The sequence below is a fragment of the Cellulomonas humilata genome (assembly GCF_030814415.1).
GTDB lineage: Bacteria > Actinomycetota > Actinomycetes > Actinomycetales > Cellulomonadaceae > Cellulomonas > Cellulomonas humilata_A.
In genome coordinates, this window is the sequence record NZ_JAUSVB010000001.1 from 369,356 (window position 1) to 392,433 (window position 23,078).

Annotated in this window: 21 protein-coding genes; 8 read left to right on the top strand and 13 right to left on the bottom strand. The window is 73.3% G+C overall.

Annotated elements, in window-relative coordinates:
• The first annotated feature begins 109 nt into the window (after positions 1-109).
• The 3 genes from J2X26_RS01635 to mscL all read left to right on the top strand — a co-directional run bounded on the left by J2X26_RS01635 (position 110) and on the right by mscL (position 2,042).
• On the top strand, positions 110-442 hold the full coding sequence (locus J2X26_RS01635) for an FmdB family zinc ribbon protein (RefSeq protein ID WP_307489247.1): 333 nt from the start codon (positions 110-112) through the stop codon (positions 440-442).
• A gap of 258 nt (positions 443-700) precedes the next feature.
• On the top strand, positions 701-1,384 hold the full coding sequence (locus J2X26_RS01640; protein ID WP_307489249.1) for an SAF domain-containing protein: 684 nt from the start codon (positions 701-703) through the stop codon (positions 1,382-1,384).
• Between the two features lie 67 nt (positions 1,385-1,451).
• Positions 1,452-2,042: a large conductance mechanosensitive channel protein MscL gene (mscL, locus tag J2X26_RS01645; protein ID WP_307489251.1), complete on the top strand. Its 591-nt coding sequence runs from the start codon at positions 1,452-1,454 to the stop codon at positions 2,040-2,042.
• A 244-nt stretch (positions 2,043-2,286) separates the two neighbouring features.
• Here the strand turns inward: mscL and J2X26_RS01650 are convergent, their stop codons facing one another.
• From J2X26_RS01650 to J2X26_RS01660, 3 genes are read right to left on the bottom strand one after another with little or no spacing between them, the layout of a single operon-like run.
• Positions 2,287-3,009 carry a dienelactone hydrolase family protein gene (locus J2X26_RS01650; RefSeq protein WP_307489253.1) on the bottom strand — a complete coding sequence of 241 codons (723 nt, stop codon included), beginning with the start codon at positions 3,007-3,009 and terminating at the stop codon, positions 2,287-2,289.
• Entirely contained in the window at positions 2,936-3,274 is a 339-nt protein-coding gene (locus J2X26_RS01655; RefSeq protein ID WP_307489254.1) for a hypothetical protein, read from the bottom strand. Before J2X26_RS01655 ends, J2X26_RS01650 begins: the two co-directional genes overlap by 74 nt.
• A gap of 42 nt (positions 3,275-3,316) precedes the next feature.
• Complete coding sequence (locus J2X26_RS01660) at positions 3,317-7,909, bottom strand: hypothetical protein (RefSeq protein ID WP_307489255.1); 4,593 nt, start codon at positions 7,907-7,909, stop codon at positions 3,317-3,319.
• Between the two features lie 375 nt (positions 7,910-8,284).
• On the opposite strand from J2X26_RS01660, the gene J2X26_RS01665 reads away from it, so the two are divergent.
• Positions 8,285-8,866, top strand: a complete 582-nt coding sequence (locus J2X26_RS01665; RefSeq protein ID WP_307489257.1) for a hypothetical protein — start codon at positions 8,285-8,287, stop codon at positions 8,864-8,866.
• A gap of 125 nt (positions 8,867-8,991) precedes the next feature.
• Here J2X26_RS01665 and J2X26_RS01670 read toward each other — a convergent pair whose 3' ends face one another.
• The 6 genes from J2X26_RS01670 to J2X26_RS01695 form a co-directional block, all read right to left on the bottom strand.
• Entirely contained in the window at positions 8,992-9,117 is a 126-nt protein-coding gene (locus tag J2X26_RS01670) for a hypothetical protein (RefSeq protein ID WP_307489258.1), read from the bottom strand.
• Between the two features lie 91 nt (positions 9,118-9,208).
• On the bottom strand, positions 9,209-9,331 hold the full coding sequence (locus J2X26_RS01675; RefSeq protein WP_307489260.1) for a hypothetical protein: 123 nt from the start codon (positions 9,329-9,331) through the stop codon (positions 9,209-9,211).
• Between the two features lie 119 nt (positions 9,332-9,450).
• Entirely contained in the window at positions 9,451-10,761 is a 1,311-nt protein-coding gene (locus J2X26_RS01680; RefSeq protein ID WP_307489261.1) for a helix-turn-helix domain-containing protein, read from the bottom strand.
• A gap of 142 nt (positions 10,762-10,903) precedes the next feature.
• Positions 10,904-11,878, bottom strand: coding sequence for an NAD(P)-dependent alcohol dehydrogenase (locus J2X26_RS01685; protein ID WP_307489263.1), 975 nt, complete (start codon positions 11,876-11,878; stop codon positions 10,904-10,906).
• A gap of 48 nt (positions 11,879-11,926) precedes the next feature.
• The gene (locus J2X26_RS01690) at positions 11,927-12,610 is read right to left on the bottom strand and encodes a TetR/AcrR family transcriptional regulator (protein ID WP_307489264.1); all 684 of its coding nucleotides are present in this window, start codon (positions 12,608-12,610) and stop codon (positions 11,927-11,929) included.
• 79 nt (positions 12,611-12,689) lie between these two features.
• Positions 12,690-14,183 carry an MFS transporter gene (locus J2X26_RS01695; protein WP_307489265.1) on the bottom strand — a complete coding sequence of 498 codons (1,494 nt, stop codon included), beginning with the start codon at positions 14,181-14,183 and terminating at the stop codon, positions 12,690-12,692.
• Between the two features lie 101 nt (positions 14,184-14,284).
• On the opposite strand from J2X26_RS01695, the gene J2X26_RS01700 reads away from it, so the two are divergent.
• Positions 14,285-14,893, top strand: coding sequence for a TetR/AcrR family transcriptional regulator (locus J2X26_RS01700; protein ID WP_307489266.1), 609 nt, complete (start codon positions 14,285-14,287; stop codon positions 14,891-14,893).
• On the opposite strand, the gene J2X26_RS01705 is transcribed toward J2X26_RS01700, so the two are convergent.
• On the bottom strand, positions 14,894-16,324 hold the full coding sequence (locus tag J2X26_RS01705) for an MATE family efflux transporter (RefSeq protein WP_307489267.1): 1,431 nt from the start codon (positions 16,322-16,324) through the stop codon (positions 14,894-14,896).
• 183 nt (positions 16,325-16,507) lie between these two features.
• Positions 16,508-19,015, bottom strand: a complete 2,508-nt coding sequence (locus tag J2X26_RS01710) for a cellulase family glycosylhydrolase (RefSeq protein ID WP_307489268.1) — start codon at positions 19,013-19,015, stop codon at positions 16,508-16,510.
• Positions 19,016-19,086: 71 nt separating this feature from the next.
• Here J2X26_RS01710 and J2X26_RS01715 point away from each other — a divergent pair, with 71 nt between their 5' ends.
• Together J2X26_RS01715 and J2X26_RS01720 are read left to right on the top strand one after the other, a co-directional pair.
• On the top strand, positions 19,087-19,854 hold the full coding sequence (locus tag J2X26_RS01715) for a class I SAM-dependent methyltransferase (protein WP_307489270.1): 768 nt from the start codon (positions 19,087-19,089) through the stop codon (positions 19,852-19,854).
• Between the two features lie 45 nt (positions 19,855-19,899).
• A complete protein-coding gene (locus J2X26_RS01720; protein ID WP_307489271.1) occupies positions 19,900-20,289 on the top strand; it encodes a hypothetical protein in 390 nt (129 codons plus the stop codon).
• Here J2X26_RS01720 and J2X26_RS01725 read toward each other — a convergent pair whose 3' ends face one another.
• Together J2X26_RS01725 and J2X26_RS01730 are read right to left on the bottom strand one after the other, a co-directional pair.
• The gene (locus J2X26_RS01725; protein WP_307489273.1) at positions 20,290-20,976 is read right to left on the bottom strand and encodes a hypothetical protein; all 687 of its coding nucleotides are present in this window, start codon (positions 20,974-20,976) and stop codon (positions 20,290-20,292) included.
• Positions 20,977-21,079: 103 nt separating this feature from the next.
• A complete protein-coding gene (locus tag J2X26_RS01730; RefSeq protein ID WP_307489274.1) occupies positions 21,080-21,829 on the bottom strand; it encodes a DinB family protein in 750 nt (249 codons plus the stop codon).
• 100 nt (positions 21,830-21,929) lie between these two features.
• Here J2X26_RS01730 and J2X26_RS01735 point away from each other — a divergent pair, with 100 nt between their 5' ends.
• Positions 21,930-23,045: an epoxide hydrolase family protein gene (locus J2X26_RS01735; protein WP_307489276.1), complete on the top strand. Its 1,116-nt coding sequence runs from the start codon at positions 21,930-21,932 to the stop codon at positions 23,043-23,045.
• Positions 23,046-23,078: the final 33 nt, after the last annotated feature.

Genomic DNA, 23,078 nt, shown 5'->3' on the forward strand with positions numbered 1-23,078 from the left:
CGCAGCGCCCCGCACCTGTGCACGGAATGTGCCGGGCGAGCGAACCGTTACGATTGGCACTCGGACGATGCGAGTGCCAGCCTTTCCGACCGCTCTCAGGAGACCTTCAGTGCCCACCTACGCCTACGCCTGCACGGCGTGCGGTCACGCCTTCGAGATCGTGCAGTCGTTCAGCGACGACTCGCTCAGCGTCTGCCCCGAGTGCGAGGGACGCCTGCGCAAGGTGTTCTCCTCCGTCGGGGTCGTGTTCAAGGGCTCGGGCTTCTACCGCAACGACGCGCGCGCCGGTGCGAAGTCGACCGCTCTGAGCCCCGCGGCGTCGACGCCTGCCGCGACTTCGGCGTCGACCTCCTCGCCGTCGACGTCGTCGGCCTCGTCGTCGTCCTCCTCGTCCATGCCTTCCTCGGCCGCTCCTGCAGCCAAGCCCGCGGCCTCGTCCTGACGCCTCGGGCCTGAGCCTCTCGGCGTCCTCACCTCCGGGTGGGGGCGCCGATCTCGTTCCGCGACGAGTCCGGCAGCGCGGCGTGCGCCGGCCACTGCCGGTGACGAGGCCGACGTCGCACAGCGACAGCACGGCGAAGCGGCACGGGTGTCGGTCGGCTGGCGCGATCCGTCCCCAGCCCCGCCGATCGCCCCCGCTGTCCACACCGCGGGTCGACCACCGAACTCCCTGAGGCCGACGCCCCTACCGTCGACCGTCATGCACCCCCACCTCCTCGCCGGCCGGCCGCCGAAGCTCCCCCACCGCCGACGACCGTTCGCGCTCGCGCTGCGGGCGACGGTGTGGCGCTCGCGGTTCGCCGTCGGCGCGACGTTCCTCGGCCTCGCTGCGGCGTGCACGGTCCAGGCGCTGCGCCCGGCCGACCCGCCGACCACCCCCGTGCTCGTGGCGGCCCATGCGCTGGCGGCCGGGACCCTCCTGACCAGTGCCGACGTCCGGCTGGTGCGGTTCCCGGTCGCCGTCGTCCCGGACGGCGCGCTGTCCGACCCCGGCGCCGTCGTCGACGCCTCGACCGCGGTCCCGCTCGCGGCCGGCACCCCGATGGTTCCCGGTCTGCTGGCCGCCGACGAGGTCCACGGTCCGCCCGGCAGCGTCGTCGCGACCGTCCGGTTCGCCGACCCGGCCGTCGCCGGGCTGCTCTCGCCCGGGATGCGGGTCGACGTGCTGGCCGCGACCCCGGAGGGCGGTCCGGGAGGGGTGGTCGCGACGAGGGCCCTCGTCCTGCCGGTCGCTCGCCCGACGGCCTCGAACGCGAGCGCGCTGGGGCTCGGTGGTTCCGGTGACGACTCCGTCCCGGTGCTCCTCGCGGTGTCCCCGGACGAGGCGCCCGCCCTCGCCGGCGCTGCAGCGTCCGCGTTGCTGTCCGCGGTCGTCGTGCCATGATCGACGACCGGAGACGCCCCGCCCCGGGGCCGCCGGACCACCGACACAGCCAGCCCGAGGGGGCAACGTGACCGACAGGCTCAGCACAGGGATCAGCGGCGCACGAGAGGGGCTCAAGGGCACCGCGAAGGTGTTCCAGGGGTTCAAGGACTTCATCAGCCGAGGCAATGCGATCGAGCTCGCCGTCGGTGTCGTCATCGGCGCGGCGTTCGGCGCGGTGGTGACGTCGATCGTCAACGGGCTGATCGGACCGCTCATCTCGGCGATCTTCGGGCAGACCGACCTGAGCAACGTCTGGTCGTTCACGATCAACGACGCCGTGTTCTCGTTCGGCCTGATCCTGCAGGCACTGATCCTGTTCCTGTTCACCGCCGCGGCGGTCTACTTCCTCATCGTGCTGCCGCTGAACGCCCTGGCAGCCCGGCGCAAGAGCGGCGAGGAGGATGAGCCCGCCGCGCCCGCCGAGGACATCCTGCTGCTGCAGGAGATCCGCGATCTGCTGGCCAACCGCCTCACGCCTGCGATCGTCAACGACGCGGGCACCGGACCTGCGACCGGCCCCGCGGGCACGGGAATCGGCACTCCCGGATCGTCCCCGGTCTCCGACCTCCCGCCGTCTATCCCGCCTGGCCCGGCGGCCCCGCCGAAGCCTCTCTGACCGCCGTCACCCCTCGGCCCGGGCTCCGACGGTTCGCGAACAAGCCATGGGTGGCGGCAAGGACGCACCCTGCGTGATCCATGGCTGGGTCGATACCGCGCTGGCCCTGCCCGACCGACGAACCCGTTCGTTCGGCCCGGCGGGCGCGACCGGACCGGCACGGTGTGGCCGACGAACCCGTTCGTTCAGTCCGTCGGGCGGCGGGCTTCCGACCGTCACCGTGCGCGGCGCGAGCTGGTCTCCGCTAGCGGATGGCGGCGAGGAACGCGAGCGTGCGCTCGGTGAGGAGCTGGGCGGCGGCAGGGTCGTACGAGGGCAGGCTGTCGTCCGCGAACAGGTGCTCCTCGCCCGGGTAGACGAACAGCTCCGCGTCCGGGGACTCCTTCACCAGGGCACGGGCGGCGTCGATGTCGCCCTCACCGGCGAAGAACGGGTCGGCGTCCATGCCGTGGATCTGCACCGGAACGCCCTTGGGCCACGGGCTGTCGAACTCCGCGGTCGGGACGCACGAGTGGAAGAACAGGGCGCCCTTCGCGCCGGGGCGTGTCTGGGCGAGCATCTGCGCCGGTAGGACGCCGAGCGAGAAACCGGCGTACACGAGCCCGGCGGGGAGGGTGTCGACGGTGGCCTGTCCCCGTCCCAGCACGATCGGGAAACCGACCTCGTCGGCGTACGCCAGGCCGGACTCGATGTCCTCGAACACGTGCCCGTCGTAGAGGTCCGGGACGTGCACGGTGTGCCCGGCGGCGCGGAGCGTGTCCGCGAAGCTCCGGACACCGGACGTGAGCCCCTGGGCGTGGTGGAACAGCAGGACCTCGGCCATGGGTGTCTCCTTCGGGTCGTGCGGATGGTCGGTGGCCCGGCGATCCTCTCGCGCGGGTCTGACACGGGGGCTACCAGTGCGGCGGCTTGTCCTGGTGCAGGCGGTCGTCGTTGGAGCCGGCCTCCCGGTCGCCCCACCCGACATCGGAGTCGTCGGCGCTCCGCGTCGCGACCACGGGCTCGTGCGCAGGGCGGACGTTCGTCGTCCCGCCATCGCCCCCGTCGCCGGAGGCGTGCCCGGTGTCGCCGGCCACGAGATCGCGGGTCGCGTCGTCACGGGTCGCGTCGTCGCGCGGTGTGGGGTGCGTCGAGACGAGGTTGGCGTCGTCCCCGCCAACGGTGCCCGCGTGCCGTACGGCTCGCCGCGGACGGCGTGCGGGTGCGGCCTGGGGCGGCTCGGACGACGTCACCGTCCGATGATCCCACCCGCGGCGCGCGGTGGAGGAACCCGGTCAGTGCATCCCGCGGGTGATGGCACTCCGAACTGCGGTGTCGATCCGGTAGGACCGGCGCGTGATGCCGAGCTCGTCCCGCAGGGCGGCGGCCAGCTGCTCGCGGGTGCGCTCCTGCTCGTCGGACTGGAGCCACGCGACGAGCTCGTCGAGCTGGTCGTCGCTGTACGCGCCGATCGGCAGACCGCGACGGACGTCGGGACGCTGCCGGGTGGGCACCGCGAGCGCGAGCTGGAGCGCACGGCTGGGCGGACGCGGGTCGTCACCGGCGGAACCGGCAGGTCGGTCGGAACCAGCGGCACCAGCAGACCCAGCGGCACCAGCGGAGCCGGCGGCACCAGCGGAGCGGGCGGCATCGTCGGAACCAGGTGAGTCGGCAGCCTCGGACGTGGCGCCGTCGCCGGAGGCATCGGCGATGGCGGAGGATCGACCGGCCGGGTCGGTAGCCGCGGGAGCGGCACCCCCGTCAGCAGGAGCGGGCTCGGCGCCGGGCTCGGACGGAGCGGGCGATGCAGCTCGTGCAGCGGAGACCGCCTCGACGACCTCGATCGTCGACCAGACCCCGGTCGCCGGACGAGGCTCGGCGGGATGGGCCGCTGCCCGGGCCGCGGCACGAGCGGCCGACCGGGCGGACGACGCGGGCGTGGGCAGCTCCTCGATGTCGTCGGCCTCGTCGATCAGGCCGAGCTGCAGAGGAGCGGTGCGGGGCGCGGCCGGTGCGGGCACGCGGGCGTGCACGGCGCGGCGGATGCGGTCCACCTCGGCCTGCGGGTCCATGAAGGCGGCGGCGGACCAGACACGGATGACGCTCCACCCGACGCGCTCGAGGCGGTCGGCGGTGAGGCGGTCACGGACGCGGACGCTGGGCTCGGCGGTGTACTCCTCGTCGTCGGTGAGGACGGCGACGAGCATCTCGCCGGGCAGGTCCGGGTGGCCGACGACGAGCGGGATCCGGTCGCCACCGGGGATGCCGTGGTCGGCCTCGACGAGCAGACCGTGCTTCCAGAGGCGCTCGGCGAGGTCGAGCAGGAGGCGGTCGGGCTCGGTGGCCGCGGCGAGGGCCTGGTCGGCGGCGGCGGTCGCGGCGGCGATCGTCCGCAGGAGCGGGTCGGTGGGCTCGGGCGGGGTCACCAGGTCGGCGACGTCCTGACCGGCGCCGCGGCGGGCGGCGAACGCGAGCAGGTCCGCGAGGAGCCGCGGGCCGGGGCCGCGCAGCCGCTCGGGGTCGAGGTCGTCGGACCCGAAGCACGAGACGACGGTGAGCCGGTGCCGGGTGGACCCGAGCGCGTCGAGCAGCAGCGCGTCGCCACCGGGGCCGGTGATGGGCCCGAACGTGTGCAGGACGCGGCGGTGCGGGGTCCGGCCCAGGCCGAGCGACAGGAAGATCGCCTCGCGGCGCAGGCCGGCGACGTTGGGCAGGTCGGTGACGACGAACGGGTCGACGCGGCCGGAGTCGAAGAACGCGGCGAGCGCGGGGTTGCCGCGGACCTCGGACAGCACCGCCTCGCGGACGGCTTCCGCGTGGGTCGACGTCGCGGTGATGACGGCGAGCGACTCGTCGGGTCGCAGCAGCGCGTGGGTGAGGACGAGCTCGACGACGTGCTCGACCTCCTCGCGAGTCGAGTCGACCGACCCGGTCGTCGGGTCCGGCATCCCGGTGCCGTCGACGACGTCGAGGCTGACGAGCGGCCGGTGCTGCGGCAGCGGCGTCGGGCGGAGCACGCCGGAGTAGCCGTGGGCCGCGAGGAACGCGGTGAGGTACGGGTCGCGGCGCGAGGAATCGGCACGCAGGGCGACCGACGGCAGCACGGCCGCGAGCTCCCGGACGGCGCTGCCGGAGGCGCAGCGCGCGTCTCCGACGACGACGACCTGACGGCCGCGGGCGACGGCCGCGAGGGCGACCTCGACGGGCAGGTGCGCGGCGGAGTCGATGACGACCAGGTCGACGGTGCGCGTGGGCGGCAGGACCTGCGGGACCAGCATGGGGCTGGCGGCGATCACGGGACGCAGGCGCCGGGCGACCTCGGGGTGCCGCACGACGGTGTCCCGCAGCGACGTGAGCCGCTCCTCGATGAGGTCCGCGAACAGCGCCTCGGCCTGCTCGCGGTGCTGGCGCAGCGTGTGCGAGACGTGCCCGACGACCGCCCCGAGGACAGGGCCGGACAGGCTCTTCACGTGCGCGCGGTCGAGCGTCGCGTAGCGGGCGGACAGGGCACCGAGCGCGGCGCCGTCGTACCCGGCGAGCGCCGGGTCCTCGCTGAGGATCTGCTCGATGACCGTGCTCCACCAGGCCAGGTCCAGCTCGGCCGGCGCGAGGGCGGGGTCGATCCGGCGGGTGGCCAGGTCGTCGACGAGCGCGCCGAGCCCGGCGGACCGGAGGCGGTGCAGGAGCCCCGTGCGCTCGGGGAGGTCGGCGAGGGCGTCGGTGTCGGACCGCAGCCGCGTCAGCCGCTCGGTCAGCGCCGCGAACGGCATGCTCGACAGGCCACCGCCGCCCGGCGTCGTGACGAGCACCTCGTCGAGCGCGTCGAGGTCGGCGCGCACGGCGGCGAACTCCTCCTCGATGTGCTCGAGGCCGTCGGGCAGCCGCGGCCACCCGCCGGACGGGCAGTGCGCCTGCCAGACCTCGCGCTGCGCCTGCACCTCGAGGAGACGAGCGTGCAGGTCGGCGACGGGCCGGCCGGGACGAACCATGTCCTTGGACTGCTTGCGCAGCCGCCGACGCAGCCAGTAGCCCATGTCGACGCCGCGCTCCGCACGCCATTCCTTGGTGGCGGTGGCGGCGACGAGGTCGGCGGCGGTGCGCTCGAAGACGATGGGCTGGAACACGTCGAGCGCCGCGCGGACGCCGTCGAGCATGGTCAGCTGCTCGACCCAGGAGATGACGGTGGTCGCCTGCGTCAGCCCGGTCTCGGAGGCCACCTGCGCGGTCCGCTCGATCAGCGCCGGCAGGGTGGAGTCGAGCAGGCGCTCGAGCCGGCGCACCGCGTTGTCGGCGTCGGCCCGCGTCCGCAGGTCCGCGCCGTACCAGGGCGTGTCGGTGGGCCGGACCCGGAACGCGCCGAGCTCGCCGGCCTGCAGCAGGGCGGCGGTCAGCTCCACGCGCCGCGGCGCGTCGAGCACGCGTGCGACGTCGGGCGACAGCCGCACGGTCGTCTTGGGCGTCGGTCGGGTCGAGGTGAGGCGGGCCAGCTGCTGGAGGGCGTCGTACGCCGAGACACCCCACGGGGCGCGCTCCGCGTGCAGGGCGTCGACATAGGCCCGGAGGCGCTCGCGCGTGCTGACGAGCTCGCTGCGCAGGGCGACGACACCGTTCGTGTCGATCGTGGGCGCCTCGAGGGTCATCGCGCCGAGCAGGCGACGGGAGATCGCCGACCGCCAGCCGGCCTCGGGGGCGACGTCGAGCAGCAGATCACCGAGGCCGAGAGCGGCGAGCCGGTCGGCGAGCGCCGTGGCCGCACGACGATGCCCCGGGACGTAGAGCACGGTGCGGCCCGTGGCCGCCGCGTCGGCGACCAGCGCGGCCAGGGTGCCGGTGACGTCGGCGCCGGCGGGGGCGTCGACGAACAGGTGCGTGCCGGTCGCCACGACGTCGAGGACGTGCTGCTGCGCGGGGTCGAGGTCACCGACGCCACGCTCGTGGCCCGGGTCGCGGTCGCCGCGGACGGGTGCGGGCAGGACGCGCCGCAGCCGGGTACGGGACTCGTCGACGCCCGCGAGCGCGGAGACCACCTCGTGGCGCTCGAGCGTGCCGGACAGGTTGTCGAGGTCGTCGACGAGGATCTGGCCGGGGTGCACGAAGGTGCCGACGACCACGCGCTCGCTCATCGAGAAGTCGTCGAGGACGGCCTCGCCCAGGGACGCGAGCCGGTGCAGCGCACCGCGCGGGTCGAACCCGTTGGACGTGAACGTGCCGCGCGCGACCGCGCCGGGGTCGAGGAGCGCGCCGCGCGAACGCAGGGCACGGGCGAGCACGGGGTTGACCTCGAGCGACGGCTCGAGGGCGAGCTCGTAGTCGCTCTCGCCGGAGCCGCGGGCGTGCAGGGTGACGGGCCGCAGGAGCACGGGAGCGCGCACGATCCGGGGTGCGGCGTCCGCGGGCTGCTCACCCTCCGGGGTCCGCTGCCGGGTCACGGACGCGAGCGCGGCGACGTCGTCGCTGGCGATGTCCGGGGTGGTGCGCTCGGTCCACGTGGCCACACCGATGGCCAGCGACGTGGGCGCGATGCCGTACCGCTGGGCGTACACGGCAGCGCGAGCGCTGACGGCACGGGCGCGGCGTCGCGCGGTCGACAGGGCCGCACCCTCGCGCACCAGGTTGGACAGGCGGGTCTCGCGGCCGGCGTACAGCTGGGAGATCCCCGACGGGTGCGCGGCCGACAGGTCCAGCGCGGCGTCGCCGAGCAGCTCGACGTCGACGAGGGTCGACCCACCGGCGGCCTCGACGAGGGCGGCCCGCCAGGTGGCGACGGATCCTTCGAGGAGCTCGGCGGGGCTCGGGGGCTCGACGAGCATCGGTCGGTCGGCTGGGTCTGCGCCGGTCTCAGGAGCCTGGTCGGGTCCCGGGCCGGAGGTGCGCACGGGGACGGTCACCCTGGGAACGCTAACCGCGCTGCCGCGTGATCACGGGCATGGCGCGCCGAGGTGCAGCAGGTCGGGCACACCCACAGACGCCAAGAGCGGGACGGGTCAGGGGACCCGTCCCGCTCTTCGGACGTGAAGACGGTGCGCACCGCGCAGGGGGCAGGCGATGCGCACCGTCAGGACGAGTGTGCGGCACGAATGCGGTGCTGGTCAAACGTCCAGGCTGTCCTTCCGGGTGAATCCTCGAACCTGAGAATCACCTGGATCCGGGCTGATCCTGCACGAGCCGGACCGTCCCGGGGTGCCGGGGTGACACACGGAGCCCGGCCGGCTCAAGGAACGCGCACGCGCGGCCGACTGGACGGTGTGGAGAGACTTGCCGGAGTGCTCGAGGACGAACCGCTCTACTGGATCGAAGAGCTCGATCCGGACGAGGACGGTGCCGACGTCCAGCTGGGCTTCAGCGACCTCGCGGCGCACCCGTACCACGCCCTCGTGGAGGCCACGGCAGACATGCTCGCGACGGTGCCCGGCGTACACGCCGCGTGGCACGAGGACCGCGAGGTCGTGCTGGTCCGGGCGCCAGGCGTGGCGCCCGAGCTCCTGGCAGACGCGGTCGACCGGTTCTGGCTCGATGCGCTGACCCGCACCCCACCCGACCCGTCCTACGGCTGGGAGCCGGACCCGTCACGGCCGACACCGACGTGGACCGAGCAGACCCCATGGCCGACGCAGACGTGGACCGAGCAGCCCCCGCGACCGACGCTGCGAGAAGCCGTCAGCCTGCCTCCGTCGCGAGGCCGGATGTGGACGTACCTCGTCTGCGGTGCGGTCCCGGCCGTCGGCGGGCTGGTCTACGCCCTGACCCCGGGTGGCAGCAACGGCGTGATCGCGCTCGCGATCGGCCTCGTCAACCTCGGCGTGGGAGCGAACATCTGGCGTCGCCGACGAGCGCTCGGCAGCTAGCCGGGACCGTGGGCGACATGCGCCCAGCGGCCGGCGGGCTCCCCGTGGGGCGCCCACCGGCCGGCGGGACGAGGTAGGGCGTCGCCGCACGCGGGGAGTGCGCGACGCCGCGTGCTCCGAGACGCTCAGGTGCCCGTCTTGCAGCACGGCTGGACGAACGTCTGGGCGTCGTCGGTCACGGGTGCGATGACTCCCCCGACGCCCGAGAGGGCAGCGAGGGCGAGGACGATGGCGATGCTCTGCTTCTTCATCGTGGGACCTTCCAGCTGGTCGTTCTGGCTGTGACTGGCGCGGCGCCGCGGACCGCGGGGGCGGGGGCGGCGGCGCGTCCGGTCGGTGGCGTCAGATGATGTGCTTGCAGCACGGTGCGGCCACCTGCTGGGTGGCCCCGGAGGCCGCCGTGGCGCTGGTGACACCGGCGAAAGCGGTGAGGGCAAGGACGACGACGACGACGAGCTTCTTCATGAGGGTGACCTTTCCGAGGGTGTACCGGACTCTCCCGTACACCTGGAATGGTCCCTAGCCCGTGTCTAGGGCGCAATGACGCAGGACACCAGGGGGTAGACATCGTCGTTATGGGGTGCTCACACCCTCGGCGGCGGGGGCAGGACACCTCGGATCCCGGCTGCGGCGAGCGCGCGGCCGTAGGCCTCGACCACCCGCTCGTCCTCGTCGCCGGCCACCCGGAGGCGGTCCCCGATGCGGCGCCACAGCACCGCGGCGGACCGTCCGGACGAGATCATGTCGAGCAGCTCGGCCGCCGACCGGTACTCCTTGACGGCCTCGGGCCGGGCCCGCTGGGCGAGCATCGCGTCGCCGAGCGCCTCGTGCGCGGACGCCGAGTCGCGGCGCACACCCTCCCGCAGCAGCTCGACCGCGCTGGTCGCGTACCGCTGCGCTGTCGCCGCATCGTCGAGCAGCAACCAGGCCCGCGACCGGACGGAGTCAGCGCGCGCCAGCTCGATCTGTGACTCACTGACCTCGAGGGCGGTCTGCGCGGCGTCGAGGTCCGCGAGCGCCTCCTCGGCCCGCGGCGGCTCGACGGAGACGAGCAGGAACGCCCGGTCCAGGCGCAGGCGCGGCAGGTCGCGGTCGATCTCGTCGGCGCCCGCCAGCGCGATCGCGGACTCGAGCTGCGCGAGCGCCGCGTCGGGATCGCCCAGCGCGTCGTCGACGAACGCCAGGTTCCAGTGCACGGACGACACCGCGCGGGCGGACCCGTGCTGCCGGGTGTGCGCGAGCAGCTGCCGGCCGCGGTAGCGCGCGTACGTCGTGTCGCCGCGGGCGATGTACGCCCAGATGATCGTCGACTCGAGCCGGACCACCTCGTCGCTGCCCGCGACCGACGCCGGGAGCTGGGCCAGCAGGTGCTCGCCGCGCGCGACGGCCCGGTGCAGGTCCGCGATCTCGGTGAGGGCCATGACGATCCGCATCGCGGCGTACGCGGCCTGCAGGTACCGGTGCGCGTCCATCAGCCGCGCGCAGAGGCGCTCCAGGGCGTCGACCGATCCCTCGAGGTCGCCGGCGAGGTCGAGGGCCTCGGCGTGCGCGAGCCCGACCCGCGCGGCGGCGTCGACGTCCAGCGCCGACACGTCCACCTGCGCGAGGACGTCGGCAGCGGCCCGCGCCTCGCCCATGCGCGACAGCCGGCGCGCCTCGACGAGGGCGCTCTCGGCGGACCGGTAGTCGGGAGCCTGCTCGCCGTCGAGCAGGTACGGCACCGAGACGCCGAGCACCTCGGCCACCCGGGCGAGCGCGTCCTCCCCGAGAGCTCGACGGTCGTTCTCGACGTGCGAGATGTACGTCGGGTGCACGCCGGCCTGCCGCGCGAGCTCGCCCTGGCTCAGCCCGGCCTTCTCGCGGGAGTCGCGCACTCGTCGGCTCAGCGGATTCACGTACTCACGATAGGGACCGCGAGAAGCCACCGGTAGCCGGGCACCCGGCGACGAGTCCGTCTCCCCCGACCGGGTGATACGCACATGCAGGATCTTTCAGACTTTTCGTGATCTTCTGGACATGCGCACGGTGGTCGGCGGGTCAGATCGTGACGACGACCTTCGCGCGAGCGTGCTCGCTCTCGAGGTAGCGCAGCGCGTCCGCCGCGGCGGGCAGCGGGTATGTGCGGTCGATGGCCGGCACGATCGTCCCGGCCTCGGCCAGGTCGCGCAGGGTGTCGAGGTGCTCGGCGCCGGGCTTCGTCGAGAGCGCGACGACCTCCTGACCGACGAACGGTGCCGTCAGCTTGCTGCGGAGGAGCAGACCGATCGGACCGAGCACCGAGCCGCCGTCGAAGACGCCTCCGCCGGACAGGATCAGCGTCCCGGTGGGCGTCAGCGCCCGGCGCAGGTCCCGCAGCGAGCGGTTGGCGACGAGGTCGAACAGCACGTCGTAGCGATGGCCGGCTCGGAGTGCGTCGTCGCGCGTGTAGTCGACGACGTGGTCGGCACCGAGGGAGCGCACGAGGTCGACGTTCCGGGTGCTGCACACGGCCGTGACCTCGGCGCCCCAGGCGTGCGCCAGCTGCACGGCGAACGTCCCCACGCCCCCGGAGGCGCCGTTGATGAGGATGCGCTGCCCGGCACCGACGCGACCCTGCAACCCCTGCAGCGCCGTCATCCCCGCCATGGGCATGGCCGCGGCCTGCTCGAACGTGAGGTTCGACGGCTTGCGGGTCACCAGCGACTCCGGCGCGCACACGTACTCCGCGAGAGCGCCGTCGCGCAGGCCGTACACCTCGTCGCCGACGTGCAGCCGGGTCACGTCCGAGCCGACGGCCTCGACCGTCCCCGCGAAGTCCGAGCCGCGGATGCGCAGTGTCGGGGCGCGCAGCCCGAAGCCCGGGGCCAGCCGGGCGAGGTACGGATCGCCGCGCATGAGGTGCCAGTCGCGGGCGTTCAGCGACGCGGCGCGGATGCGGACCGTGACCTCGCCGGACGCCGGCACCGGGTCGTCGACGTCCTCCAGCGTGCACGTGTCGGGTGAGCCGTACCGAGTCTGCACGATCGCCTTCATGGCGCCTCCTTACGTTGTAAGCCACAGTGGCTTACAACGTAAGTCTGGTCAAGAGAGGGTTCGCCGGCGATCCAGCCCGTCAAGCAGGAGATCGAGCCCGAACTCGAACTCCGTCTGGTCGTCGCACCAGCCCAGGGTCGAGTCCGGGTCGTCGTGCGCGACCTCCGACAGCATCGCGACGAGCGACGGCACGGCGGCTGCCAGCTCCGCGGGCAGCGGCCCCGCGGACGCCCCGGCGCCCGGGTCGAACAGCTCCTGGGAGAACCCGAGCGCGCGGCTACCGAGCGCGTGCAGCGCGTGGTGGGCGAGGTCGTACGTGAAGCCACCGGAGTGCAGCAGGCCCACGAGCCGGTCGTGGTAGGTCACCACGTTCGGGCTGAGCGTCGAGCGGGTGGCGAGCAGCCCAGGAGCCCAGCGGTGCCGGAGCAGCACCTGGCGGGCGGCCAGGATCCGCGCGCGCACGACGGGCTGCCAGGGCCCCGACGTGTCCAGACCGTCGACGACGTCGTTGATCTCCTCGGCCACCAGGTCCACGACGCCGTCGAGCAGGTCGTTCTTGTTGGCGACGTGGTGGTACAGCGACATCGCCTCGGCGCCCAGCTCGTCACCGACCCGCCGCATCGTGACCGCCTCGATGCCGTCCTCGTCGGCGATCGCGACCGCCGTGCGCAGCACGCGCTCGCGACTGAGCGGGAGCCGCTCCCCAGGCGTCAGCGCCGGTTCGGCCGTCACCACATCACCTCTCTCCTCACCGGATCGTACGAGAGGCTCCCCCGGCACGCGGCCGTGGGAGCCTCTCGGACGCACTGGCTCAGTGCGCGAGCACCGGAGCCTCGTCGCGCACCGCCGGGGCGGCGGCGACGAGCCGGGCCTCGCGGTCCCGACGCGTCCGGAACAGCGACGCCGTCAGGAGGGCGCCGAACAGGAAGATCCCCGCGGACCAGGTGTAGGCGACGGAGAAGCTGTGCAGCGCTCCGGCGGCGATCACCTCGGGGGTCGCCGGTGCGTGGTCGGCGACGTACGCGGTGGCCGCCGTCGCGGCGAGGGTGTTCAGCACCGCGGTGCCGATCGCCCCGCCGACCTGCTGGCTGGTGGAGACCATCGCGGACGCGGCGCCCGCCTGCCGCGGCGCGATGCCGAGCGTGGCGATCTGGAACGACGCTGGCATGATCGAGCCCATCGCGATCCCCATGCCGATCAGGCCCATCAGCACGGAGCCGTAGCCGCTGTCGATGTGCAGCGTGGTGAACCACAGCATCGCGCCGGCGCCGATGGCCATGCCCAGCGGCACGACGACCTTCGGGCCGAACCGCGGGACCAGGAAGTTCGTCTGGATCTGCGCGGTGATGACGATGAAGAGCACCATCGGCAGGAACGCCGTGCCGGTCTGCATCGGTCCGTACCCGAGCGTCAGCTGCAGGTAGTAGGTGAGGAACAGGAAGACGCCGAACATGCCGGACCCGGCGACGAGGATCGCCAGGAAGCCCGCACCGCGGTCGCGGTCCTGGACGATCGAGAGCGGGAGCAGCGGGTGCTCGGCGGTGCGCTGGCGCAGGACGAAGCCGACGAGCAGCACGACGCTGGCGCCCAGGGAGCCCCACACGACCGGCGCGTCCCAGCCCTGGGGCTCGGCCTGCGAGAAGCCGAACACGAGCAGGAAGAGACCCGTCGAGGCGAGGATGACGCCGGGCACGTCGATGCGGGTGTCGTGCTTGGCGTCGCTCCGGGACAGCAGCACGGTGCCGGCGGCGAACGCGATCACGGCGATGACCACGTTGACGTACAGGTTCCAGCGCCAGTCGAAGTTCTGGGTCAGGTAGCCGCCGAGCAGCAGACCGATGGCGCCGCCCATGCCGGCGATGGCGCCGAACACGCCGAACGCCCGGGCGCGCTCCTTCGGGATGGTGAACGTGGTGGTCAGCACGGACAGCGCGGCGGGGGCCAGGACAGCGGCGAACGCGCCCTGCAGCGCCCGGGCGCCGACGAGCAGCTCGAACGTCTGCGCGGCACCGCCGAGCGCGGAGGCGACGGCGAAGCCGACGAGCCCGATGAGGAACATGCGGCGGCGGCCGAACATGTCGGAGAGGCGGCCACCGAGCAGCAGCAGGCTGCCGAAGGCGAGCGCGTAGGCGGTGACCACCCACTGGCGGTCGTTGTCGCTGAAGCCGAGCTCCGCCTGGGCGGAGGGCAGCGCGATGTTCACGATGGTCGCGTCGAGCACGACCATGAGCTGGGCGAGGGCGACCGTGGCCAGCACGAGCCAGCGGTGCCGGCTCTCCGGCGGTGCCTGCGTGGGTGTGGACATGAGGATGCTCCTGAGACGTCGTGGTCGGTGGAGCGACTGTAATACGGAACTGGTCAGTTCCGGAACCCCTCAGTATCGATTTCTACGGATACAGTTGACCCATGAGCGTCGACGAGGCAGCGGTGGGGGCGACCCGTCGACCCGGTCGCCGTCGCGACGAGTCCAAGGACGACGCGATCCTCCAGGCCACCCGCGAGCTGCTGGCCGAGCGCGGCTTCGACGGCATGACCATGGACGCCGTCGCCGACCGCGCCGGGGCCGGCAAGGCGACCGTCTACCGGCGCTGGCCCTCCAAGGTGCAGCTCACGGTCGACGCCATCGTCTGCACGCCGGGCGTCCCCATGACCGCCGACGACGTCCCCGACACCGGCTCGCTCCGGTCGGACCTGCTGGCCGTCCGCTTCGGCCGCAGGCGGTCGGACGACTCGGAGCTGATGTCCGGCGTGATCTCCGCGGTCAAGGAGAACCCCGACGTCGCCGCCGCGTTCCAGCAGCAGTTCGTCCGCTCGCGCGTGAGCCTCATGCGAGGCCTCCTCGAGCGGGCGCAGGAACGCGGTGAGCTGCGCGACGACATCGACCTCGAGATGGTCGCCGCCGTCGCGCCCGCCATGATCGCCTACCGCAAGATGGTGGCCGGCCACCGCATCGACGACGAGTTCGTGGAGCAGATGATCGACTCGGTCATCCTGCCGCTGGCCATCCGCCCCTGATCAGGCGGACGGGACGCGCGAGCGCCGGACCAGCTTGCGGGCCGACGGTCCGCGGCGCCGCAGCCGCGTGACCCGCCGCGGCGCCACGACGCCGGCCACGGGCTCCAGCGCGAGGCGTCGCGACGCCATCACGTAGGCCGGGACCAGCAGGACGACCGCGCCGATCCACGCCAGCGGGTTGCCCCACACGACGCCGTCGTAGCCGTACGCCGCGCCGAGGACGCTCGCCGCGCCCACCCGGCAGATCAGCTCGATCACGCCGGTCAGCGTCGGGACCACGGTCTGCCCGAGGCCCTGGAGCGCACCGCGGAGCACGAACAGCACGCCGAGCACGACGTAGAGCACGCCGTTGACCAGCAGGTAGTGCGCGGCCATGTCGACCACACGCTGCTCCCCCTCGCCGACGAACAGCCCGACGATCGCGGAGCCACCGGTGACGAGCACGACGCCGAGGACCAGGGAGCCGCCGACCGACAGCCACATCGCCTGCACGACCCCGCGCCGGATGCGGTCCGGCCGGCCGCCGCCGAGGTTCTGCGCGACGAACATCGACACCGCCAGGCCCAGGGACGCCAGCAGCGCGACCGCGAGACCGTCGACGCGGACGGCCGTCGTGTACGCGGCGACCGCCTCGGAGCCCAGCTCGTTCAGGCGGACCTGCACAGCGAGCGTGCCGATCGCGATGATCGACGCCTGGAACCCCATCGGCAGCCCGAGCCGCAGGTGGCGACGCAGGTCGACCCGGCTGACGCACCAGTCCTCGCGGTGCACGTGCAGGACCGGCACCCGGCGCCGCACGAACTCGAGGCACAGCGCCACCGAGACGCCCTGCGAGATGACGGTCGACGCCGCCGCACCGGCCACGCCCATGCCCAGGCCGCCGACCGCGACGACCACCAGGACGACGTTCAGGACGCAGCTGATGGTCAGGAAGACCAGCGGTGTGCGCGAGTCGCCGATCGCCCGGATGATCGCCGACAGGAAGTTGAAGAACATCATCGTGCTGGCGCCCAGGAAGCTGATCACGGCGAACGTCGTCGCCTCCGGCAGCAGCTCCTCGGGGGTGTGCAGCAACCGCAACGCCGGCGCCGCGAGCAGTGGCGCCACCACGGTGAGCACCGCGCTGGTCGCCGCCGACAGGACGGTTCCGGCCGCGACCGACCGCCGCACGGCCGCGTGGTCGCCCGCGCCGAACGCCTGCGCGGTCGGGATGGCGAAGCCGTTCGTCATGCCCCACGCGAAGCCGAGCAGGAGGAACAGCAGCGCGCCCGTGGCGCCGACGGCGGCGAGCGAGTCCACGCCGAGGACGCGGCCGACGACGACGGCGTCGGCCGCTTGGTAGAGCTGCTGGACGACGTTGCCGACGAGCAGGGGGACGGCGAACAGGACGATGACACGCCAGGGACGACCGGCGGTGAGGACCTTGGGCACAGCGAGACCTTGGGACTGGAGAGCGGGTGGGACGTCCGCGGTGGTCGGTGGTGCCGGGTCGCGTCGTGCCTCGATCGTATCGATACGATCCGCCGTCGGCGAAGGCCTTTTCCGGTGGTTGTACGTGACGTTGGGTACGAAGTTCCGGACAGGATCAGGAGGGGTCGGACATCGCGGACACGATCAGGGCGACGACCTGACGGAGAGCGAGTACGTGCCCGCCGCGCACCCGCTGATCTGCCAGCCGCCGGGCACCTCGATCGACTCCACGTCGTCGATCCCCGTCGAGCTGACCTGCGGGGTCGCGTCGCCCGGGAACCAGACGTCGATCTCGCAGTTCGCGTCGTCGTCGTCGACGGTCGCGGTGAACGTGAGGTCCCGACCGCTGGGCTCTGACGTCAAGGAGTCCATCCGACCGGGGAACGCCCTCGGGTACGAGCGCGACAGCGGTGTCGCGTAGCCCTCGGGCGGTGGGCTCAGCTCACCGGTCGCGCAGTCGATCGACACGAGGTTTCCCGACGAGGTCGCGTCCGACCCGGTCTCCGGCGACCCGCACCCCTGCCGCCACACCCAGAACGCCCCGCCGAGGCCGAGCCGGTTCTGCGCGGTCACGAAGCGGTCGACCTTGGCGCCGTCGATGGCCGGGTTGCCGAACCAGCCCCACTCCCCCAGCCAGAGGGCGGCGCCGTACGACGCGGCGGCGCGTGCGGACACCGTGAGGTTCCGCTCGATCGAGGCGATGGTGAGGCCGAAGCCCTGGTCCATCGTGATCGACTCGCTGTACGGGTGCGGAGCGAACACGAGCAGCCGGTCGTCGGTGAACCCGGGCGGCGGCGTGACGTCGAACGCCAGCCCCGACCACAGGACGCTCGGCTCGAAGAACGCCAGGTGGTGGAAGCCGTCGGCTCCCGTCTCGGCGTCGCGGATCGCCATCAGCGCCGCGTCGTAGTAGCGCCCGAGCAGCAGGCCGGAGGTGGTGGGCGGGCTCGCGCCGATGCCGGGCTCGTTCAGCAGGTCGTACCCGGCGACGGACTCCTCGTCCGCGAACGCCCCGGCCACCTTCGCCCACGTCTGCACGAGCGCGGACTGGATGCCGTCCCGGTCGGTGTAGAAGTTGCCGAACGCCGTCGCGACCGCGGGGGCGAGGTCTCGCGCCAGGAACTGGCAGTGCAGCGTGTCGTCGGTGATCGTGGCCCACGCCGGTGCCCCGTCCCACCCGGTGGTGGCCGACGTGCCGCCGTCGCACTGCTGCTCCGGGCGTGCCAGGGCGTTGCCCCACGCGTCCTGGTGCAGGTCGAGCACCGTGTAGAGGCCGTGCTCCTTCGCGGACGCCACGGCCGCGCGCACCTCGTCGAGGTAGTCCTCGTCGAGCTCGCCGCGGGTGGGCTCCAGCCGGGACCAGGACATGCCGAGGCGGACGACGTTGAACCCCATCGCGGCGATGCCGGCGAAGTCGTCGTCGGTCGGCGGCTGCGTCGCGGGGACCTCGGGGTCGCGCAGGTGGTAGTCGATCAGCTGGTTGACGTTGACGCCGCGCAGGATGACCTGCCGGCCGGTCACGTCGCCGATGATCGGCAGCCCACCGGGTTCCGGCGCGGGCAGGACCGTCAGGGGCTCCATGCCGCCGGTGGGCGCGACCGGCTCGGCCGCCTGCGGCCCGGCCGCGGCCGGCGCCCCGACCAGGACGGGGACCGCGAGCAGGAGCACGACGACCGCACCGACCACCGCGAACCGGGACCGTGGGTGCGGCGCGCTCGGCAGGCGGTCGCGCCAGCGCCACACGAGCGCGGTGACCGTCGTCGCGACGAGTCCGACCGCGACGCCGTAGCCGATGCCCGTGGTCAGGCTGATCAGGGTGGTGGCGATCCACCAGCTGTCCGGTCCGGCGTCGGCGAGGCCCGACGTGCCCGCCGCGACGACGGCGCCGACGATCCCGAGGGCCAGACCCGCGACGACCGCGGCGACCCAGACCGCGGCGACCACGTGCCCGGTCAGCCAGCGGACGACGAGCGCGAAAGCGCCAGCGAACACCGCGATCCCGGCCAGCGTGCCCAGCACGCCCGCGGCGGACGTCGGCGCGACCAGCGGGCCGGCGAACGCGTAGCCGACGGGCCCGCCGCGCCAGACGGTCGCCGCGAACCCCGCCGCGGCGAGCACGGAGACGACGAGCATGATCGCGACGACGAGACCGGACGAATACCGGTCCGCTGCGGGCTCGGCACGGGGCCCGAACCGGTGGGCCAGTGCCGCCGCCGCCGCGACGAGCGGACCGACCACGAGGCCCTTGGCGCCGGCCCAGCCGCTGGTGGTGACCGCGAACTGCAGCGCCGACCAGAACGAGAGGTGCGGACCGACCAGGGGCAGCGCGGCGACGAACCCGGTCGCCGCGGCCGCCAGCGCGAAGGCGCCGACGGTCGCGGCCCAGGCGACCACGAAGGTCCGGCGTCGCCGAGCGAGCGCGTAGACCGGAGCCGCCGTCGCGACGAGCAGGACGGGCAGCCCGACGACCAGCGGAGCCCAGCGGTAGACCCCGCCGGTGCCGAGGAGCGGCAGCCCGTGCCCGCCGACGGGCGCGAGCAGCCCACCGGACGGATCCAGGAGCGCGAGCGCGGTGACGAGCACGAGGACGACGACCGCAGCGGCCGCGGACGCGCGGACGGCTGGGCGGTGCAGGAGCGACGTTGCTGCCATGGTGATCGCGAAGCGTAACGGCAATGCGACGGGTCGCCGGCCGGTACGCCCGTACGGCCTAGAGTCGGCAGATGCCCGACGGCCGAGCCGACGAGACCGCCCTCAACCGCGCACTCTGGGCCGTCATGAACGAACGCTTCACCGACGCGGCGGCCGAGGAGCTGTGGCTCCGGCCCGAACCCGTCTGGGGTCTGTTCGCGGTCCCCGAGCGCGAGCTCGGCGTCCTCGGCGAGGTGCGCGACGTCGACGTGGTCGAGCTGGCCAGCGGCACGGCGTACTTCTCCGCCTGGCTCGCGCGCGCCGGCGCGCGCACGGTGGCGGTGGACCTGTCGGGCGAGCAGCTGGTGACCGCCCGTCGGCTGCAACGGCAGCACGGCCCCGTCTTCCCGCTGGTCCAGGGCGACGCACAGCGGGTACCGCTGGCCGACGGGTGCGCCGACCTCGTCGTCAGCGAGCACGGCGCCGCCGCGTGGTGCGACCCCGAGCTCTGGCTCCCCGAGGCCGCCCGCCTCCTGCGGCCGGGCGGTCGGCTGGTGTTCCTCACCAACAGCCACCTGTCGGCCCTCTGCGTGCCGGAGGACGAGGGCGTCGCGGAGGAACAGCTGCTGCGCGGGCAGCGCGAGGCGTACAAGGTGCAGTGGCCCGGTGGCGGGGTCGAGTTCCACCCGTCGCACGGCGACTGGGTCCGGCTGCTGCGGAGGGCAGGGTTCGTCGTCGACGCCCTGCACGAGCTGTACGCACCGCCCGACGGCGACGACCACGCCTTCTACGAGATCGTCTCCGCCGACTGGGCGCGCAGGTGGCCAGCCGAGGAGCTGTGGGTGGCCACCCGCCCCTGACATATCTGCGCGCCACGGCCGGACGGCCGTCGATACGATCGCCCGATGCCCCCCGAGACCTGGATCGAGCACCGACGTCCCGGCGACCGCGAGCGCCTCGGGTGGATCCGCCCGGACGGCGACGGGTTCGTCGCCCACGACGCGCTCGGGCGCGAGGCCACCGGCACGGTCGACTGGCTCACCGCCGAGGAGGCGCTCGAGGAGCGCGGGCTGCACTGGCTCGCCGACCTGTACCAGCTCGACCTGCCCGACGGCACCCGCGAGCGCGTCCGGCTCGTCGAGGTCACCCCCGAACGGGTCGTCGTCAAGGTCGACGACTTCGGCGCCGTGGACGTGGTGACCGCCAGCTATGTGCTGCCGTTCCCCGCCCCGGACACGCTGCGCCCGTTCGAGGGCGACGCCACGACGTTCGACGGCGGGCTGCTGCCCGACTGATCAGGCTCTGCTGCGCAGGTCGCGAGCGCGGGAGTAGGCGACGACCATCGCGGCGTCCCAGGTCCCGTTCGCGGGCCGCCCGAGCGCACGCTGGATCGCGGCCGTGACCACGTCGTGCGCGCGCCGGGACGCCTGGCCCCACACACCGTCGTCGGCGACCCCGACCACCCGCTGCGTGAACTCGACCCCCTGCGGGAACTGCACCCCCATGAGGTTGCTCGCCGCCTTCACGGCCTCGACGCGCATGTCGGTGTCCGGACCCCACACCTGGTCCGGCGCCGCGCGCACCGCACGCTGCACCGCCTCGGTCAGCACGTCCCCGCCACCGCGCGGCTGGAACGACCCGGCACCCAGGTGGCCGAACGGGCCGACGTCCACGTGCAGGTGGTTCTTGTGCGAACCGCTGACCCCCGCGGACCCGTCGCGGGCGAAGATCACGCCCAGGCCCAGCTCCTGCGCCCGGTTCAGCGCCTCGATGAGCTCGGCGCGCTCGTCGGGACCGTTCTTGTTGATGTCCGCGGCCTTGCCGAACCCGGCGTCGCTGTCGAAGTGCCACGACCCGCCCGTGTGGACCGGGTGGACCGCCGAGAACCCGTGCATCTCGCCGACGTCGTAGCCGTGCCGACGGGCCCACAAGCAGAACGTGACGAGCGTCTGCGTGGGCGAGAGCTGTGTTCCGAGTGCCATGAGACTGCCTTCCCCTCCGAGACCCGTGCGCCATGGCGACGCCCGTTTCAGAGAAGGGGCCGGCTTCTTGACCGTCAGATACGTCCGGAGGGGGTGATGGGGTTCAGGACGCGGTGTCGATCGCGTCGAGGTCGCGCACGGCGAAGCGGTGGTGCTCCCACTCCTCCTCGAGGATCACGTGCAGGCAGGAGCGGACGGTCTCCGGGTGCTCGGGCGCGTGCGGGTTCCTGCGTTCCTCGTCGAGCTCGTCGACGGAGACGCCGGCGAGCAGGTCGCGCACCATCGCGACCCGGCCCGCGCGGGCGTCGAGAACTGCGGCGTAGGTCGGCGTCTCCGTCGTGAAGACCGTCAGGTCCGTACCGTCGCCCGCCGTACCCGCGTCGAGCTGACCGAGCGGGTGGAACGGCTGGTCCAGGCGCAGGATCGCCTTGCCCAGCCACGTGTCCGTGGCGAGCACCAGGTGCCGGAGCGTCTGCGCGAACGACCACTCACCGTCCACCGAGACGTCGACGGTCCCGGCGGGCATCGCGGAGACGCGTTCGAGGGTGGCTGCCCAGGTGCGCTCCAGCACCGCCCACGCCGCGCGCAGGCCGTCCGGGTCGGCCGCGCGTCGCTGCGCCCGACCGGGGAAGCGGCGGTCCAGCTCGGCCTCGACGAACGGGATCACGTCCACCCCGTTGACGCGGAAGTAGTCGGCGTCGGGGAGCCACGGCGCGTCGATGTCCGCGTTGCCCACCTCGACCCCGCGCATCACGACGCCGGACAGGTCGGACTCGACGAACCGCGCACCCCGCAGGTTCGCGCCGACGAACGTCGCACCCTGCAGGTCGTCGGAGCGGGTGAAGGCTGCCATGGGGCTCTCCTCGTCGACGGTCCCGTCGCATCGATTGTTCTGAGAGCCCCTGACATTGTCGACCGGCCGGGATGTCGGAGGGTGCTCCTACGGTGAGCCGATGACCGTCCGACCGTTCGTGATCGACGTGCCGCAGCCGGTTCTCGACGACCTGCACGACCGCCTGGCACGCACGCGCTTCCTCGACGACTCGCCCCGCCGACCGGCGTCCGGCATGACGTCGGCGTACCTGCGGGACCTCGTCGCGTCGTGGTTGACGTTCGACTGGCGCGCGCGTGAGGCGTGGCTCAACGAGCACCCGCAGGTTCTCGCGGACGTCGACGGCACGACGCTGCACGTCGTCCACCAGCGGTCGGCCAGCCCGGACGCGCCGGCGCTCCTCGTGATGCACGGCTGGCCGCACACGTTCGCGCTGCAGCTGGACTTCGCGGACCTGCTGCCGGACTTCCACGTGGTCGTGGTGAGCCTGCCGGGCTTCGGGTTCTCGCCGCCGCTCGACGAGCCGACTACCGAGCAGCGGCTGGCCCAGCTGGTGCACACGCTCATGACCGACGTCCTCGGCTACTCCCGCTACCTCACCTACGGCGAGGACGTGACCGCGAACGTGAGCGACCTCGTCGCCGCGACGTACCCCGAGGCGGTGACCGGGATCGTCGTCACGCACGCGCACTTCCTGCCGCAGGACGAGCGGGAGGCGACGACCGACCCGACCGAGCGCGCGTTCTACGACCGCATGGCGGCGGGCTGGTACGACCAGGCGGCCTACGCCCACGCGCAGGGCACCCGGCCGGACACCCTCGCCGCCGCGCTGAACGACTCACCGGCCGGTCTGCTCGCGTGGATCACCGAGAAGCTGGTCGAGTGGAGCGACACCCCGGCGGGCGACCCGGCGGCCGTGGAGCGACGGATCTCGCGCGAGCGGATCCTCACCGAGGCCACCCTGTACTGGGCGACGCAGAGCATCGCGACGTCGTTCCGGACGTACTTCGACGGGGGCGATGCCGTCGTCCCGCCGGTCGAGGTCCCGGCCGCGGTCTTCATCCAGCGGCACGAGCACGACAACCCCGAGTCGGTCGCGCGGCGTTTCTACCGCGACCTGCGGGTGTTCGAGCGACTGGCCGAGGGCGGCCACTTCACGATCGCCGAGGTACCGGACGCCATGGCCGAGCGGGTGCGGGAGTTCGCGGCTGTCGGATCGGGGCATCCTCGTTCGTAGCAAGGGTGAGAGGTCGCCCACGAGGGGTGCCTC